15 protein-coding genes are annotated in these 15,833 nt (G+C 68.6%); 7 read left to right on the forward strand and 8 right to left on the reverse strand.

From position 1 onward, the window contains the following. Positions 1–38: 38 nt before the first annotated feature. The 5 genes from GO592_RS14340 to aspS all read right to left on the reverse strand — a co-directional run bounded on the left by GO592_RS14340 (position 39) and on the right by aspS (position 7,656). On the reverse strand, positions 39–1,214 hold the full coding sequence (locus tag GO592_RS14340; protein ID WP_039950487.1) for a phosphotransferase family protein: 1,176 nt from the start codon (positions 1,212–1,214) through the stop codon (positions 39–41). 65 nt (positions 1,215–1,279) lie between these two features. Next, positions 1,280–2,230 (reverse strand): transglutaminase family protein, encoded by a 951-nt coding sequence (locus GO592_RS14345; protein ID WP_007295903.1) that lies wholly within the window; start codon positions 2,228–2,230, stop codon positions 1,280–1,282. Next, positions 2,227–4,806, reverse strand: coding sequence for a circularly permuted type 2 ATP-grasp protein (locus GO592_RS14350; protein ID WP_007295904.1), 2,580 nt, complete (start codon positions 4,804–4,806; stop codon positions 2,227–2,229). The genes GO592_RS14345 and GO592_RS14350 overlap by 4 nt, the downstream gene beginning before the upstream one ends. After that, on the reverse strand, positions 4,806–5,777 hold the full coding sequence (locus GO592_RS14355) for a DUF389 domain-containing protein (protein ID WP_007295905.1): 972 nt from the start codon (positions 5,775–5,777) through the stop codon (positions 4,806–4,808). Before GO592_RS14355 ends, GO592_RS14350 begins: the two co-directional genes overlap by 1 nt. A gap of 70 nt (positions 5,778–5,847) precedes the next feature. Beyond that, the gene (gene aspS, locus GO592_RS14360) at positions 5,848–7,656 is read right to left on the reverse strand and encodes an aspartate--tRNA ligase (RefSeq protein WP_007295906.1); all 1,809 of its coding nucleotides are present in this window, start codon (positions 7,654–7,656) and stop codon (positions 5,848–5,850) included. Positions 7,657–7,799: 143 nt separating this feature from the next. Here aspS and ypfJ point away from each other — a divergent pair, with 143 nt between their 5' ends. The 3 genes from ypfJ to GO592_RS14375 are packed head-to-tail and all read left to right on the forward strand — an operon-like array spanning position 7,800 to position 10,131. Then, the gene (gene ypfJ / locus GO592_RS14365; protein WP_007295907.1) at positions 7,800–8,726 is read left to right on the forward strand and encodes a KPN_02809 family neutral zinc metallopeptidase; all 927 of its coding nucleotides are present in this window, start codon (positions 7,800–7,802) and stop codon (positions 8,724–8,726) included. Between the two features lie 59 nt (positions 8,727–8,785). Further along, positions 8,786–9,412, forward strand: a complete 627-nt coding sequence (locus GO592_RS14370; RefSeq protein ID WP_007295908.1) for an ArsR/SmtB family transcription factor — start codon at positions 8,786–8,788, stop codon at positions 9,410–9,412. A 2-nt stretch (positions 9,413–9,414) separates the two neighbouring features. Continuing rightward, positions 9,415–10,131 carry an SRPBCC family protein gene (locus GO592_RS14375; protein ID WP_007295909.1) on the forward strand — a complete coding sequence of 239 codons (717 nt, stop codon included), beginning with the start codon at positions 9,415–9,417 and terminating at the stop codon, positions 10,129–10,131. A gap of 17 nt (positions 10,132–10,148) precedes the next feature. Here GO592_RS14375 and GO592_RS14380 read toward each other — a convergent pair whose 3' ends face one another. Continuing rightward, positions 10,149–10,604 carry a hypothetical protein gene (locus GO592_RS14380; RefSeq protein WP_039950489.1) on the reverse strand — a complete coding sequence of 152 codons (456 nt, stop codon included), beginning with the start codon at positions 10,602–10,604 and terminating at the stop codon, positions 10,149–10,151. A 125-nt stretch (positions 10,605–10,729) separates the two neighbouring features. Here GO592_RS14380 and GO592_RS14385 point away from each other — a divergent pair, with 125 nt between their 5' ends. Next, complete coding sequence (locus GO592_RS14385) at positions 10,730–11,152, forward strand: PPOX class F420-dependent oxidoreductase (RefSeq protein ID WP_005574251.1); 423 nt, start codon at positions 10,730–10,732, stop codon at positions 11,150–11,152. Here the strand turns inward: GO592_RS14385 and GO592_RS14390 are convergent. Next, on the reverse strand, positions 11,139–12,182 hold the full coding sequence (locus tag GO592_RS14390; RefSeq protein WP_007295911.1) for an Rv2578c family radical SAM protein: 1,044 nt from the start codon (positions 12,180–12,182) through the stop codon (positions 11,139–11,141). The two genes, GO592_RS14385 and GO592_RS14390, sit on opposite strands and share 14 nt — an antisense overlap. Before the next feature lie 108 nt (positions 12,183–12,290). Here GO592_RS14390 and GO592_RS14395 point away from each other — a divergent pair, with 108 nt between their 5' ends. From GO592_RS14395 to GO592_RS14405, 3 genes are all read left to right on the forward strand, one after another. Beyond that, the gene (locus tag GO592_RS14395) at positions 12,291–12,689 is read left to right on the forward strand and encodes a RidA family protein (protein WP_039950491.1); all 399 of its coding nucleotides are present in this window, start codon (positions 12,291–12,293) and stop codon (positions 12,687–12,689) included. 1,098 nt (positions 12,690–13,787) lie between these two features. Further along, positions 13,788–14,078: an ANTAR domain-containing protein gene (locus GO592_RS14400; RefSeq protein WP_005262351.1), complete on the forward strand. Its 291-nt coding sequence runs from the start codon at positions 13,788–13,790 to the stop codon at positions 14,076–14,078. Positions 14,079–14,083: 5 nt separating this feature from the next. Continuing rightward, the gene (locus tag GO592_RS14405; RefSeq protein ID WP_005574257.1) at positions 14,084–14,458 is read left to right on the forward strand and encodes a WhiB family transcriptional regulator; all 375 of its coding nucleotides are present in this window, start codon (positions 14,084–14,086) and stop codon (positions 14,456–14,458) included. A 599-nt stretch (positions 14,459–15,057) separates the two neighbouring features. On the opposite strand, the gene GO592_RS14410 is transcribed toward GO592_RS14405, so the two are convergent. After that, positions 15,058–15,675, reverse strand: a complete 618-nt coding sequence (locus GO592_RS14410; protein ID WP_007295913.1) for a sigma-70 family RNA polymerase sigma factor — start codon at positions 15,673–15,675, stop codon at positions 15,058–15,060. Positions 15,676–15,833 lie beyond the last annotated feature (158 nt).

Genomic DNA, 15,833 nt, shown 5'->3' on the forward strand with positions numbered 1-15,833 from the left:
GAACCGCACCGTCCGACCCAGTCCGGCCGGACCGCGGGTCAGCCGACGGACAGTCCCCGGATCTTGTCGGCGATGACGCGGGCGTGGTGAGCGACCACCGTGTTCCCGGCGTGATCCGCCGAACGCGCCAGCTTGTCCCAGCGCTGGGTCAGCGCCTCGGACCGCGGCACGGACAGGTGGTGCTCGCGGACGGCGGCGATCCGCGTGTGGTTCTCCGGCAGGAACAGGTAGGTGCTGAGCCACACCCAGATCAGTTGCGCCTCGACCATGCGGGCGGCGAGCACGTTGTCGTCGGCGAGCGCGGGCCACATCCCCACGACCTCCGCGCGCCAGGCCTCGATCATCGCCTGCGTCCGGTCCTCGGACAGGTCGATGCTGCACAGGCAGCCGGGGAACGAGACCAGCGCGTACGCGATGTCGAGCATGGCGTCGCGGAAACCGCCCCACTCGTAGTCGAGGAAACGCACGCCCTCGTCGTTGACGATGATGTTGTCCGGGCACAGGTCGGACGGGCTGAACGCCCGGAACCGGCCGCTCTCGAACAGCTTCGCGGCACGCGCCACCTGATCGGTCAGGTCCGGCGAGACGTCGACGCGGAGGATCTCGGACAGCAGGCCGGGCACGGCGGGCACCGCACGCTCCACCTGCTCGGCCACGGTGTCGTCGCAGTGCGCCACCTCGGCGCGGCGCAGCAGCGCGGTGAAGTCCTCCTCGCGGCCCACGGTGGCCGCGTGCATGCGCCCAAGTGCCTGGGCCATGGCCATCAAGGTGTTCGTGACGGTGTCGGAGTCGGAGTGCTCGAGGAGGGCGCTGATCGGGGTGGCGTCCCCGAGGTCGCTGAGCACGAGGAGCCGGGCGTCGAGGTCGGAGGCGAGCAGCTCGGCTCCGGGGCGGCTGTCCGTCGCCAGCGCCGTGGCGAACTGGTACGAGACGGCCTCCCGGAGGAAGGCGCTGCGGCTGTCGCCGGCGAGATCGTCGGGATCGACGGCCCGCGCGCCGGACACCCCGGACTCCTCACGGACCTGCTTGATCACCAACGTCCGCGGCAGGGAGAACGGATTCTCCGCCACGCGCACACGAAGCACGATGGTGCGGCCACTACCGCCGAGATCCACGGGATCCACCAGTGTCACGGGTGCCCCTGTGCGACGGGTGAGCAGCTTCTCGGCTGCGGCAACTACCTCTGAAACGGGGTCTGCCAGTATTGCAGTCATCGCGGACCAACTTACCTGCTAGTGACACGGATCATCGAGTCCTCCACCGGAAGCCCGGATGAATTTCAGCATTTCGGCTGATCCGGCGCGAGCACTTCCATCGGCGCCACGTCAACCGACACCGCAATGGTGCTGTTTCGTGCCTCTGTGTATATGACACCCCGCAGGGGCGGCACGTCAGCGTAGTCCCGACCCCACGCGACCACGGTGTACCGCTCGTCGACCAGCTGGTCGTTGGTGGGGTCGAAAGCGAGCCACCGGTCCCCCGGCATCCACACGGCCGCCCAGGCGTGGGTCGCGTCGACGCCGATCATCCGTTCCTTGCCGGGCGGCGGCTGCGTCGCAAGATAACCGGACACGTACCGGGCCGCGAGTCCGCGCGACCGCAGGCAGGCGATGGCGAGCCGGGCGAAGTCCTGGCACACCCCCGACCGCTTCTCCAGCGCCTCCGCGACACGCGTGGAGATCGACGTCGAGCCCGACTTGTACTGGAAGTCGCGGTGGATGCGCGTGGTGAGATCGACCACCGCGTCGACGAGGGGCCGTTTCGGCGGGAAACTCGGCGCCGCGTACTCGCGGACCGCATCGCTGATCTCGGGGGGTTCGAGGTCCAGCACGAACTCCTGCGCCATCGCCCCCTCGGTTCCCACGGGGCGGGACAACTCCCACGGCGCGTTCGCCGGTGCGGCGGCGAGCCTGGTCTTGTCCGGACCGTACACCTCGATCTCGGACTCGGCCGCCACGACCAGTTCCTCGTGCGGCGCGCTCACCTGGAAGTACAGGTCCCGGTTGCCGTAGACGTCGGACCCGGTGGAGCGGTCCGCGGGCACCGGCGAGATGTCGACGATCGAACTCACGCACCGCTGTTCCTCGGTGTCACGGGGCAGGAGGTAACCCCGGCCGTACGACGAGGACACCGGCCCCGAGTACGTGTACGTGGTGCGGTGGGTGATCTTGTATCGGCGCAGCACCGGCCGTTCCGCTGCCTCGTCCGTACGGGGCGACGCGTCGGTCATGCGGGAACCCCTCCCTGCGAGGCGCTCCACGTCGTCCCGCTGCCCCACAGCGGCTGGGTGCCACCCGGCAGCGACAGCTGACCTTTCAGCATCACGTCGGACAGTTCGCTCAGCAGTGCGCGCATCGTGGTCGTCAGCCCACCCAGCTCCTTCCTGGACCCGTTCGCGTCCACCGATTCGAGTCGAGCGGGGTCGACGCGTCGCACGGTATTGACCATCTCCTCGACGAGCCGCTCCGCACGCGACGCACCCGAGGCGTCCGGCAGTGCGGCCAGATTCGCACGGAGCGCCTCGAGCTGGAACGCCAGCGACCGCGGGTTCTTCACGTCGAACAGCAGCAACTCGGCCACGGCGGCCGGGCGGATGCTCCGATTGCGGCGGCGGTAGACGACGGAACTCTCGGTGGCGACGAGAAGCGATTCGATCACCGCCCGCTCGGTCGCCGGATCCGTCTTCCGTCGCAGCGTGGACTCCACCAGCGCGATCAGGGTGGATGCCCGTTCGATCCGTTTGCCGATGTCCATGACGTGCCAGCCGGTGTCGCGGACCAACGATTCCGCAGCGACTCCCGACAGGGCGAGCATCCCGCCGAGCACCGCGGACTGCGCCTCGAACAGCACGGACCCGTCGTCGACCGTGTCGGCGGCGACCTGTCCGAGCGCGCGTTCGACGGAACTGAGGACGGCCCAGATGTCGTTCGACAATTGCCCGCGCACGGCCCGCGCGGCCTGCTCGACGCCGCGGACCGCGTGCGCGAGAGACCCGTCCCGGTCGGGGTCGATCGTCAGCGAACGGAATTCCGAGCGCACCCGCCGCTGGTCGGCGGCCGGATCCGAGCCGGAGTCGGCGCCGTGACCGGGCCCCTCCGGGCGGTTCCCGGCGTCGGCGACCCGCAGGACCGTGTCCAGCAGGATCGGGAGGCTTCCCCCGCCCGCGAGCCACGGTCGCAGGCGGTAGTCGCGGTACTTCTCGCCGACGGCGGTCATCAGGCGCGCCGCACCCTCGGCGCGCTCGGCGAACCGGCCCATCCAGAACAGTTCGGTCAGTGCGCGCGGCGACGTCATCAGATCGGACGTCGTCGCCGCATACGTGGGCAGGGCTTCCCCGTCCCGGTCGGCGCCGTCCCCCGGATCGGTGGACGCGGTGCGCTGGGCCAGCCGGATCCAGACGTCTTTCGCACCGGCGTGGCGCCGGTCCCCGCGCTCGGCCCCGGGAACCAGGGACGTCCCGAGACCTCCGGCCATCGGGGTGAATCCCACCTGCTGCGCGACACCGAACAGCCGCATCCCGACCGGTGCGAGGAAGACGTCCCCGGATCCGTCGGCCGCGGGCGCATACGAGGGGTCCGGCACCATCTGCCCGACCCACCGCTCGGGTTCGGCCCGCACCCGGTCCAGCAGGGTGTCCCGGTCGGCGTCACCGAGCTCGGCGGGCACGATCGGCGAACCCCCGTGCACCGCACGCAGCACCATCGACGAGGCATTCGCGAGGATGTGCGACAGCTCCGACCGGTCGCCACCCCAGAAACTCGGCACGGACGGCAGCAGCAGGTCCTCGTCGAAGAGACGACGGCACAGGTCCGGGAGCAGCCGGGTGAGGGCCGGGTTCTCGAGGATTCCGCTGCCGAGGGGGTTGACGACGGTCACCGCTCCCCGGCGCAGCACCTCGACGAGCCCGACCACGCCGGACCGGGAGTCGGGGCGCAGGTCGAGCGGGTCGGCGAGGTCGGCGTCCACCCGCCGGACGATGACGTCGACACGTTCCAGATTGCCGAGGGAGCGCATCCACACGTGGCCGTCGCGGACGACCAGGTCGGCGCTTTCCACGAGCGGGAAGCCGAGGACTGTCGCGAGATACGCCTGATCGAATGCCGCCTCGGACCGGGTACGGGGGCTGAGGACCACGACCAGGGGGTCCTCGGTGCCCGCGGGGGCGGCATCGATTGCCGCGAGCCGCATCGACTGGGCGAACGAGGACAGCGGGCGCGGGCCCACCGTCTCGTAGATGCCGGGCATCGCCCGGGCGACGACGCGGCGGTCCGCCATCGCGTAGCCGGCGCCTGCCGGGGACTGCGTGTGGTCGCGCAGCGCGTGGAAGGTGCCGTCCGCCCCGCGGCCGACGTCGAGTCCGTGCAGGAACAGTTGATGGCGGCCCGGCACCGTGATGCCGTGCGCCGCACGGACGTAACCCGGGTGCCCGAACACCGTGCGGGCCGGCACTGCGCCGCTCCGGACGAGCGCCATCGGTCCGTACAGATCGGCGAGGACCGCGTCGAGGAGGCGAGAGCGCTGCACGAAGCCCGCCGCGAGCTGCTCCCACTCCTCGGCCGCGACGATCAGCGGGACCGCGTCGATCTCCCACCGCGGCGGCGCGGTCGGGGCGTCCGACCCGTCGAGGGGGTTGTAGGTGATCCCGTGATTGTCGACGAGAAGCCGGATGCGGGACTGCAGGCGGCGGACGGAGTCCGGCCCGCCGCCGGTGAAGTCCTGCGCCAACTCCGCCCACGGTTCCCGGACGTCGCCGCCGTCGTCGAAGAGTTCGTCGTAGCCCGCGCCGTCGTGCGGTGAGACGATCATCAGGCCCTCCGCCTCTGTGCCGGCGAGCGCTCTTTCCGTGCCTGTTCGAGGAGCCGGCGCGGATCGCCGCCGCTGCGCAATCGCAGTGCCAGAACCAGAACGCCTGCAATCACGATGCCCACCATGTTGACGCCGAGTTGGAGCGCCGCCAGCGCCGCGACGCGCCATTCGCCCACGGTGACCGCGACGACGGCGAATCCCGCCGCGGGAACGGTGGTGACCGAGATGAAGACCCCGACGAGTGCCGCCGACTTCGCGGACACGAGCGCGAGCATGCCGGCCGCGCCGGCGAGGAGCGCGACGATCAGTGAGAGCGGTCCGACCCGGTAGATGAAATCGACCTGGTCGAGGGACTCGATGCTCTCGAACTCCATCCAGCCGACCCGCTCCATCAGCAGCGTCGCGACCAGCGTCGCCACCATCGCGAACGGGAAACCGAAGAGCAGGGCGATCAGCGACCGCCGGGCCAGACCGAGCTTGCGCCTCATCAGCGCGACGGCGAGTGCGGCGAGCGGACCGAACTCCGGCCCCACCACCATGGCCCCGACGACGGTGATCGGCGAGTCGGTCACCACCCCCACCGCGGCCAGCAGGCAGGCGATGGTGAGGAACGCGAGGAACGTGCCGTTGAGGGTCGACTCCTCGCGCGTCCGGCTGACCAGTTCCTCCCACACGACGCTGTCCGCGGGATCACCCGGAGCCGCCTTCTCCGCGTCGTGTGCGGATTTCGACAGCACCGTGTCGACGGGCTCCACCGTGATCGCACCGGTGCGGTCGATTCCCAGGGCCTCGAGCGCGTCGATCACGTCGTTCGCGGCCTCGCGGGCCACGTCGGTCTGGATCGCGTCACCGGCAGGGTCGATCGCGGCAGCGCGCAGCACCACCACGTGGGTGGCGCCAGGCTCCGCGGCGAGCACACCGAGGACGTCCTCAGTGTGCTCGGCCGGACAGATCACTCGCAGGTGCAACATGGTGTCCCCCGGCTGTTCCGCATCGTCCGGTCAATCGAGTCCCGCCGGCAGATCGCGCCGGCGGGCCCGCCTACTTGGCTGCGGGTGCGTCGAGCTTGGCCGCCGCGGCCTCGCCCTTCGGCTCCGGCTTGGCGTCCACCCCGGACTCCTTGCGCTGCTGCGCGGTGATCGGAGCCGGAGCACTGGTCAGGGGATCGACGCCGCCGCCCGACTTCGGGAACGCGATGACCTCACGGATCGAGTCGACACCGGCCAGCAGGGCGGTGATGCGGTCCCAGCCGAACGCGATGCCGCCGTGCGGCGGGGCGCCGAATGCGAACGCGTCGAGCAGGAAGCCGAACTTCTCCTCGGCCTCCTCGTGGGAGATGCCCATCACCTTGAACACTCGCTCCTGAATGTCCTTGCGGTGGATACGGATACTGCCGCCACCGATCTCGTTGCCGTTGCAGACGATGTCGTAGGCGTACGCGAGCGCGGAACCCGGGTCGGTGTCGAACGTGTCGAAAGACTCCGGCTTGGGCGAGGTGAACGCGTGGTGCACCGCCGTCCAGGCGCTGTAGCCGAGCGCGACGTCGCCGCTCGCGGTGGCGTCCGCGGTCGGCTCGAACAGCGGTGCGTCGACGATCCACACGAACGCCCACGCGTCCGGGTCGATGAGGTTCTGCTTGCGGGCGATCTCGCCGCGCGCGGCGCCGAGCAGCGCACGGGACGACTTGGTGGTGCCGGCGGCGAAGAAGATGCAGTCGCCCGGCTTCGCGCCGACGTGCGCGGCGAGCCCCTCGCGTTCGGCGTCGGTGAGGTTCTTGGCCACCGGTCCGCCGAGCGTGCCGTCCTCGCCGACGAGCACGTACGCCAGGCCCTTGGCCCCGCGCTGCTTCGCCCATTCCTGCCAGGCGTCGAGCTGCTTACGCGGCTGGCTCGCACCGCCGGGCATGACCACCGCGCCGACGTATTCCTGCTGGAAGACCCGGAACGTAGTGTCCTTGAAGAACTCGGCGCACTCCACCAGTTCGACACCGAAACGCAGGTCCGGCTTGTCGGAGCCGTAGCGTCGCATCGCCTCCGCGTAGGTCATCCGCGCGATCGGCGTCTTGATCTCGTGCCCGACCAGCTTCCACAGCGACGACAGCACCTCCTCGGCGAGGAGGATGACGTCGTCCTGGTTGACGAAGCTCATCTCGATGTCGAGCTGAGTGAACTCGGGTTGGCGGTCCGCGCGGAAGTCCTCGTCGCGGTAGCAGCGCGCGATCTGGTAGTAGCGCTCGATGCCACCGACCATGAGCAGCTGCTTGAACAGCTGCGGGCTCTGCGGCAACGCGTAGAAGCTGCCCGGCTGCAGTCGCGCGGGAACCAGGAAGTCGCGGGCGCCCTCCGGCGTCGACCGCGTCAACGTGGGTGTCTCGACCTCGACGAACTCGTGATGCGCGAGCACGGCGCGTGCCGCGGCGTTGACCTTGGACCGCAACCGGATGGCGTGACCGGGTCCCTCACGGCGCAGGTCCAGGTAGCGGTACTTCAGGCGCGCTTCCTCACCGGCCTGATCGTCCAGCTGGAACGGCAGCGGCGCGCTCTCGTTGAGGACCTCGAGGTCGGTGACGTTGACCTCGATGGCCCCGGTGGGGATCTCGAAGTTCTGGTTGCCCTCGGGACGCACCTCGACCACACCGGTCACCTTGACGCAGTACTCCGCGCGCAACCGGTGAGCCTGCTCGGCGGCGGCACCCTCCCGGAAGACCACCTGGGAGACACCCGACGCGTCACGTAGATCGATGAAGATCACCCCGCCGTGATCACGACGCCTGGCAACCCAACCGGTGAGGGTTACGGTCTGCTGGGCCTGCTCGGCTCGCAATGAACCGGCGAGATGTGTGCGCAGCACGGGATTCCTTTCGAAACATGGGGCAAGCTACTTCGTTGGCTGAGATCCTACGGAGACACTGTGCGTGAGCGGAAACGCATACCCGCTTCACGTGCGAGGCTGGATCGGCACACACCGGAAAATTGAAGAGAAAGCGACGACACATGACCTTCAACGAGGGCGCCCGCATGGACTCCGGCCGGGTGTCGGTCGGTGGCGGGGGCGGCGGTGGTCTCGGCGGAAAGTTCGCGATGGGCGGCGGCGCCGGCGGTCTGATCGTGCTGGTCCTCGCCCTGCTTCTCGGCGGCGATCCCGGCTCGCTGCTCGGCGGCCTCAGCGGCACCACGGATTCCTCCAGCCCGAATTCGGGTGCCGGCCTCGCCGGATGTGAGACCGGCGCGGACGCCAACCGCGACGTGAACTGCCGGGTGGTGTTCACCGCGGGCAGTCTGGACTCCGTGTGGGAGCAGGAACTCGCGAAACAGACCGGCACCGCGTACGTGCCGCCGGAGGTCGTGCTGTTCTCCGGTTCGGTCGACACCGGCTGCGGCAACGCCACCAGCGAGGTCGGACCGTTCTACTGCCCGGCGGACTCGACGGCGTACTTCGATACCAGCTTCTTCCAGCTCCTCGTCGACCGTTTCGGGTCCAGCGGCGGACCGCTGGCGCAGGAGTACGTCGTGGCGCACGAGTTCGGTCACCACATCCAGAACCAGCTCGGTGACATCGGCCGCGCGCAGGCCGACCCGAGGGGCGCCGACTCGGCCGCGGTGCGAACCGAATTGCAGGCCGACTGCTACGCGGGTGTGTGGGCTCACTACGCCGACACCCTCCCGGGCCCCGACGGCGGGCCGCCGTTCCTGAACACACTCACCGACACCGACATCGACGACGCCCTGTCCGCCGCCTCGTCGGTCGGTGACGACCGGATCCAGCAGTCCGCGGGCGGCCGGGTGAATCCGGAGGGCTGGACGCACGGCTCCTCGGAGCAGCGCCAGAAGTGGTTCACCACCGGGTACCGGACGGGTCAGGTCCTGGCCTGCGACACCTATTCGGCGCGCGATCTGAACAACCCGTCCGCGCTACGCTGACCACACCCGACAATTATTTTTGTCTTGACAGAATTTACCGTCGGTGTGACAGTGGACGCATGCTGGACGTAGCAGTGATCGATCACGCGGCCGCCGCGGAGATCTCCCTGGACCCGGTCCGGGCGCGGTTGCTCGCGGCGCTGGCCGAACCCGGGTCGGCGAGTTCCATCGCCGCCGCGGTCGGATTGACGCGGCAGAAGGCCAACTACCACCTGCGGGCACTGGAGGAGCACGGTCTCGTCGAACTCGTCGAGGAACGCAAGAAGGGCAACGTCACCGAGCGGGTCTTCCAGGCCACGGCGGCGTCGTACGTCATCTCCCCCGCCGCATTCGCCGCACTCGCGCCCGATCCCGACCGGGCACCGGACCAATTGTCGGCCCACTGGCTGGTGGCACTGGCCGCGCGACTGGTGCGTGAGGTCGGCGAGCTGATCGCAGGCGCCACCGCGGCGCGTCAGCCGCTGGCCACCTACGCGATCGACAGCGAGATCCGGTTCGCGTCCGCCGCCGACCGGTCCGCCTTTGCCGACGAACTCGGCGAATCCGTGAAACAGCTGGTGGCCCGGTACCACGACGAGAACGCCCCGAACGGGCGCAGGCACCGACTCGTCGTCGCCCTGCATCCCAGCCTGAAAATACCACCCGCGCAAGCGAAGTCACCCGACAACCATCACGAGGAGAGCTAGCCGTGTCCCAGAACTTCGAGATTCGCCGCGAGGTCGTCCTGAACGCGACCCCGGAAGACGTGTTCGCCGCCGTCACCACCGGCACCGGCGGCTGGATGTTCCCCTCCGACCTCGATCCCGGCGTCGGCCGCGAGGGACCCGACGACCCCACCGTCGTCGCGTGGGAGCCACCGCACAAGTTCGCCGTCCGCCAGGAAGGTCCCGGCGGCTGGTTCAACGCCCTCGAATACCTCATCGACGCCCGCGACGGCGGCACCGCGACGCTGCGCTACGTCCACAGCGGCATCTTCACCGACGACTGGGACTCGCAGTACGACGGCGCCGACAAGCACACCACGTTCTACCTCCACAGCCTCGGCCAGTACCTCCAGTACTTCGCCGGCCGCGCGGCCGGCTACATCACGACCGGCGGCCCGGACACGTCCACCGGTCCCGACGCGATGGCAACCCTCCGCGGGGCGCTCGGCCTGACCGACTCCTCCGCCGCCGGCGCCGCCGTGTCCGTCGACGTCCCCGGATTCGGTGTCGTCGACGGCGTCGTCGACTATCTGACGCCGCTTTTCATCGGCATCCGTACCGACGACGCGCTGTACCGGTTCTACGGCCGCAACGCCTTCGGCGGAACGGTCGACGCGGCGCACCACCTGTTCGCCGCGGGTGCCGACCAGGAGAAGTCGCAGGACGCGTGGAAGTCCTGGCTGGACAACGTGTTCGCCTGAACCCGCGGCACCGACGCTCAGGACGCGGTGAACTCGCCCCGACCCGGAATGTTCGGGGTGCTGGTGGTGATCTCGATGCCGACCCGGCCGGGGCCCGGATCGAAGTACACGGCTGTCGGTGCGCCCGGACCGTCCCATCCGCTCAACGCCCACTGCTTCGTTCCGGAGGCGCCGGTGTCGAGGTTGCGCCAGTGCAGGGTTCCGTCGACCAGGCAGACCCGGGAGGTGCCCACGAAGTACGTCTTCAACAGCACGTAGTTCGGCCCGTGCGGCTCCGGGTGGCCGGACGACGCCTGGGCGTCGATCCGCCCTCCGCACACGCTGATGTCGCCAGGGCTCAGACCGTGGCCGATCGTGTAGGTGGGGGTCAGGGTCGCCGTATCCGCCGCGGCGGCGGCCGGTGCACCGAGCAGTGCGGCCGCGGCGAGCGAACCCGCCACCGCCGATCGGACAACCAGATTTCCCACAGGCATGGCGCTCCTCGGTCGTTGTGCGTCGGGCGAACCCCTCTCCCCTTGTCTCCGGGAATGCGGAGAGCGTTACTCGTCCGCTTGGCTAGTGTCGACGCAGGAACATCGGTTGACTTCGAGGAGTTTCCATGTCGTTCACGGACGAAGAGATCGCCTACCTGCGGTCGCAGCCGATCGCCCGCGTCGCCACCGTGGGCGCAGACGGGCAACCCGACGTGGTTCCACTCGCGTTCGAGTTCGACGGAACGGACTTCTGGGTGGGAGGTTCCGGACCGTCCGTCACCGGTACCCGCAAGTTCCGGAACATCCGGGCCGGGAACGACAAGGTGTCGCTGGTCGTCGACGACCTGGTGTCGTTCGAGCCGTTCGTCGCGCGATCCATCCGGGTCTACGGCACGGCCGATCAGCCGGTGGAACGGGACGGAATGGTCGGTCCCGGTCTCTACGTGCGCATCGCACCGACCATCTCGTGGAGCTGGAACATGGCGGGAGAACCTGCCGGCGCCGAATGGTACGAGCCGAGACGGACCGTTCACGTCAGAACAGAGTGAGCGCCGGTCCGGGACGACCGACACCGACCAGTTCACCGCGATCGGACTCGACGGCCTCGGTGCGCCCGGCCTCCCGATGGTTCGCCCCGCCGCCCAGACCGTACCGGTCGACGAGTGGGTCGACTCGCTGCTTCAGCCACGACTTGTACTCGGGCGGAACGTAGGCCGCCCGCCCGTACAACTGCCGGTACTGACGGACGAGCGCGGGATGCTCCGTCGACAGCCAGTTCATGAACCAGCCTTTGGTGCTGCCCCGCAGGTGCATCGGGAAGACGGTCACACCCGAGGCGCCGGCGTCGGCGATCGATTCGAGTAGACCGTCCAGATGCCGTACCGAATCGGTCAGGAAGGGAATGACGGGGGCCACCATCACATTGCAGGGCAGTCCGGCGTCGGTGATCGCCCGGATCAGATCGAGGCGCGCCTTCGGCGAGGGCGTGCCCGGCTCGATCGACTTCTGGAGGTCGGGATCGTGGATCGCCAGCGACACGCCGATGCTCACCGGCACTTGCTGGGCTGCGAGCGTCAGCAGCGGGAGGTCGCGCCGCAACAACGTCCCCTTGGTGAGTATCGAGAACGGAGTGGCGGATTCGGCCAGCGCCCGAATGATGCCGGGCATCAGACGGTACCGGCCCTCCGCTCGCTGATAGGGATCGGTGTTGGTGCCGAGAGCGACGTGTTCCCGCTTCCACGACCTACGCCCCAGTTCCTTGCGCAGCACCGCCGCGACGTTGGTCTTCACGACGATCTGACTGTCGAAATCGCGGCCCGCGTCGAGGTCGAGGTATTCGTGGGTGGGCCGTGCGAAGCAGTAGCGACACGAGTGTGAGCATCCGCGAAAAGCGTTGACAGTGAAGCGGAAAGGCAGTTGCGACTCCTCGGGCATCTTGTTCAGCGCGCTCTTGCAGAGCACCTCGTGGAAGGTGATGCCGTCGAACTCGGGCGTCTGCACGCTGCGCACGAGCCCGGCGCGCTCCAGCCCCGGCAATGCACCGTCGTCGGCGTCGACCGCTTGCCCATCCCACCTCATGAGTACATGCGAACATTTGTTCTAACCGGTGTCAAGACTTCGACCCGTGAGGAGACCGGACCGTCGAGTACGACCGCGCTGGTGAGCGCCGGATCGGCGCTTGCGACAATGTCGCTCATGTCGAACAGAAACAACGTCTCGTCCGGTTCCGAGTGGGAAGCCAAGATCGGCTATTCCCGAGCCGTGCGGATCGGCCAGCTCGTGTCCGTGTCAGGCACCACAGCCTCAGGCCCCGACGGTCCCGTCGGTGGAGACGATCTCGGAGAACAGACCCGGGAGGCACTGCGCCGAATCGGGGCAGCACTCACCGAGGCCGGCGCGAGCACGACCGATGTCATCCGCACCCGCATGTACCTCACCGACATGAGCCGGTGGGAAGAGGCCGGCATCGCTCACGGCGAGGTCTTCGGCGAAATCCGTCCCGCCACTACGATCCTGGAGGTCAGCGCGTTGATCGCCCCCGGCCTGCTCATCGAGATCGAGGCCGACGCCGTCATCCGCGACTGACCCACTCGGAGGCGGCCCCTCACCCAACGCTCACGCCGCACGCAACAGCGTGATCAGCACCGTCTCGACTTCCGACCGGGCGGCACCATAGCGGGTCCGAGGTCGAGGAGGTGCGGCCGAGCACGGGCCACCATCAGCGAGCTCGGGTTTCGGGCAGTGCAGATCCCGTATCTCCCGAACGCGACGACTGGTGTGTGAGGTAGTCGCAAGGTGCGGTCTTCCGTCGCCGTGGCACGTGGGTCAGCTCAGGCCCATCCACTGCCGTTGCAGCTCGATCAGCTCGTACCGCGCCATTCGTCCAGAAATGGGCACGCACCAAACCCGGCCGCATCACCGCTCGCGAAACGAGCGCGCATCTGTGGTGGCCCGAGGATCACGCATGGTGCGTGGCGGTCGCCATCGACCTCATGACGACCTACCCCTGTGCGTCAGCGGGCTGCGTCGAGGCCGTACTCTCCGCCCCTGAACTTGAAGCACTCCCCGCCAACTCCCGATCAGACGGCAACGTGGGACAGCGACACCGTCAACCCGGTGCCCATCATCGGGAGTCTGACCTATGTCCTGGTCGCACCGGTCCACCCGCATGTGGATCGACGACTGTCTGGGCGCGTCGTCGACAGACACCGGTGAGGAATGTGCAGTCGGTGTGCGGACTTTCGGTCGCCACGCAACGAGGTGTCAGCACGATGGATCCGGCCCCGGTGCACCGGCTGACCGTTGTCGGTTCTGCGTCAACCCACCCGGTTGCGGCCCAGCATCCAGGTGTTGACGGCGCCGTCCCGTTGGTCACCTCGTCGACACCGACAATCATCGGCGGTGTCGGCCCCCGACCACCGCCGGACGAGTCGTTTCCGCCGAGTCGACCAGCACGGCGATCGCCGAGACTCGCCGTATCGAACGGCGTCGGTGAACTGCAACGCGTGGCGCATCGTGGCCGGATGCTGAATCTCGTCGTACCACGCGCCTAGGTACGACTAGGTGAATGTCGGTGTTCTCTGATCGTCTCGCCGACGACTCTGGAGAGAGAACCCGCCGCGCCGGCGGTGATGCGTGGCCGCCCATGCCGCCTGGACCGCGTACGCAGCGAAAGGACTCTCCATGCCCACTGACACCGCTGCCGCAGACGGACGGGACCCTTCGGACAACGCGCGGGCACCGCAACTGTCCGCCGCGGCAACACTCCTGGCCGAGCACTATGGCTGCAGCCGGGATGCCGCCTTTGATGCTCTCCTCGACATTGCCCGCCGCAACCACGCCAGCGTGGCCAACGCGGCCGAGCACGTCCTGTCCAGGCCATCGGCCGTTGACGGCCGGAGAGAGCAGCAGGAACCTCGCATTGCGGTCCCTCCGCAACGTGCGGCGCCCACGACGCCGGCGGTGTTCGAATGAACACGATGCCGCATCCTCCGCCCCTCGACGATTCCCCCACCCGCAGGGACAACGTCACACGCGATTCCGGTGACTGGCAGGCACGTGCCGCGTGCCGTGGTAACGATCTGGCAGTGTTCTTCTCACCCGACGCTGAACGCGGCCACGCCCGCAACCGGCGCGAAGCACAGGCCCGGCAGATTTGCCTGCCCTGCCCCGTGCTCGAACAGTGCCGCGATCACGCACTCGCGGTGGGTGAACCCTATGGTGTGTGGGGTGGCATGACGGAAACGGACCGACGAAGGCACACCAAGCGACTCCACCGCGGTGAGCGCCGACCACTCGGCTCCCAGCACCCCACCCGTGACCGACCGTCCCGCGAGTACGACGCTCGGCATTGACTCTTCGGCCGTAGACCGTTCGGAGACCTGTGGGACGTCGCGGACGGCGATCTGCTATCCGTCTCCGGCGCGGACTACTCGACCTCCGGGTCGTTCGGACCCCACCGATTCCTGCTCGTCGATCCGGACACCGCCGGCACGCTGTACGTGACCGCCTACGCCGACGGCGCCGTGTATGCCGTCACCGGCGCACCGGGCGGTGCACCCGCTGCTGTGCTCACCTGACCGGCTACTGCCGAGGGGCCAGTGCGTCCATCCTCGATCTCCTTCGTCTGTTCTGGTACCCATCCCCACGGATCGAGGAGTCACCATGACCAACCCCAATGAGTTCGAAAACCCGTCGACGGATCGGACGGACGCAACCCCTCAGGCTGCGGCGCCCACGTGTTGCAGCACCGAACGACAAGCCACCTGCTGCGATCACAGTGAGAAGTCGACGTGCTGCGGTCCGGCGGCGACGGCGGGCGGCGGATGCGGCTGCCAGTAGCCGTTAGTTCGGCAACAACGGCGGTGCGGTGCGAGCGAAGATGGGCTCGCACCGCACCGCCGTCTGTATGTGATGGCGGTGCGATCGCTGTCAGCAGAGCCGATGCTCCGGTCTACCGGCCATCCGTGGGTGTGGCTCCGCAGGCGCAGGATCCGCTGCGAGGCTGGTAGTCGTGCACGTGACCGGTCCGGTCCTGGCTGATCTGACAGCAGGCGTGCAATTGGGACTGGAGGGCAGCGCGGCCGCGTTGGACCCGGGATTTCATCCCGGACACCGAGATCCCGGCCTCCCCGGCGGCCGCGGCGTGGGTTCGGGCGTCGAGGTCGACCATCTTCACCGCCGCGGCCTGCTCGGCGGGCAGCCTCGAGAGCATCGGTACCAGGCAGGAGGCGAGTTCCTTCTCCGCCGTCTCGTCGGCGTCCGGTTCACCGTCGAGGGGGTTGTCGGGGACGATATCGACCGCCAGCTCGCGGCGATGGGGCGCGGACCGGTAGTAGTCGGTGATCGCGTTGCGGGTGATCGCATACATCCAGCCGAGGAGGCGGTCCTGCTCGCGCAGGTTGTCCAGGCTCTTGGCCATCCGCAGGAACACGATCGACAGAATGTCGTCGGCGTCCTCGGGACGCGAGACCCGGCGGGCGATGAAGGCCCGCAAGTCGCTCGAGAAGCGGCGCCAGAGCTGGTCGAGATCCGCTGGTGTCGTCGCGGTGGTGGCCGTGTCCTCGTTCATGATCTGTGGTTCCTCTCCGTCTTACAGGATCCTCGCCCCGAGGCGCGGTGGCGACCTCTCGGGTCCGGGTCCTTCCAGAGGTACGGACGACAGTGACCGCGATCGGACGCAGTGCGTCCGAATCCGAAGTTCCTCGTCTGTATGGGTGTCGATGTCGA

Origin of the sequence: Rhodococcus sp. 21391 (assembly GCF_016772255.1) — a bacterium.
In the GTDB taxonomy this organism is placed as follows: Bacteria; Actinomycetota; Actinomycetes; order Mycobacteriales; family Mycobacteriaceae; genus Rhodococcus_F; species Rhodococcus_F opacus.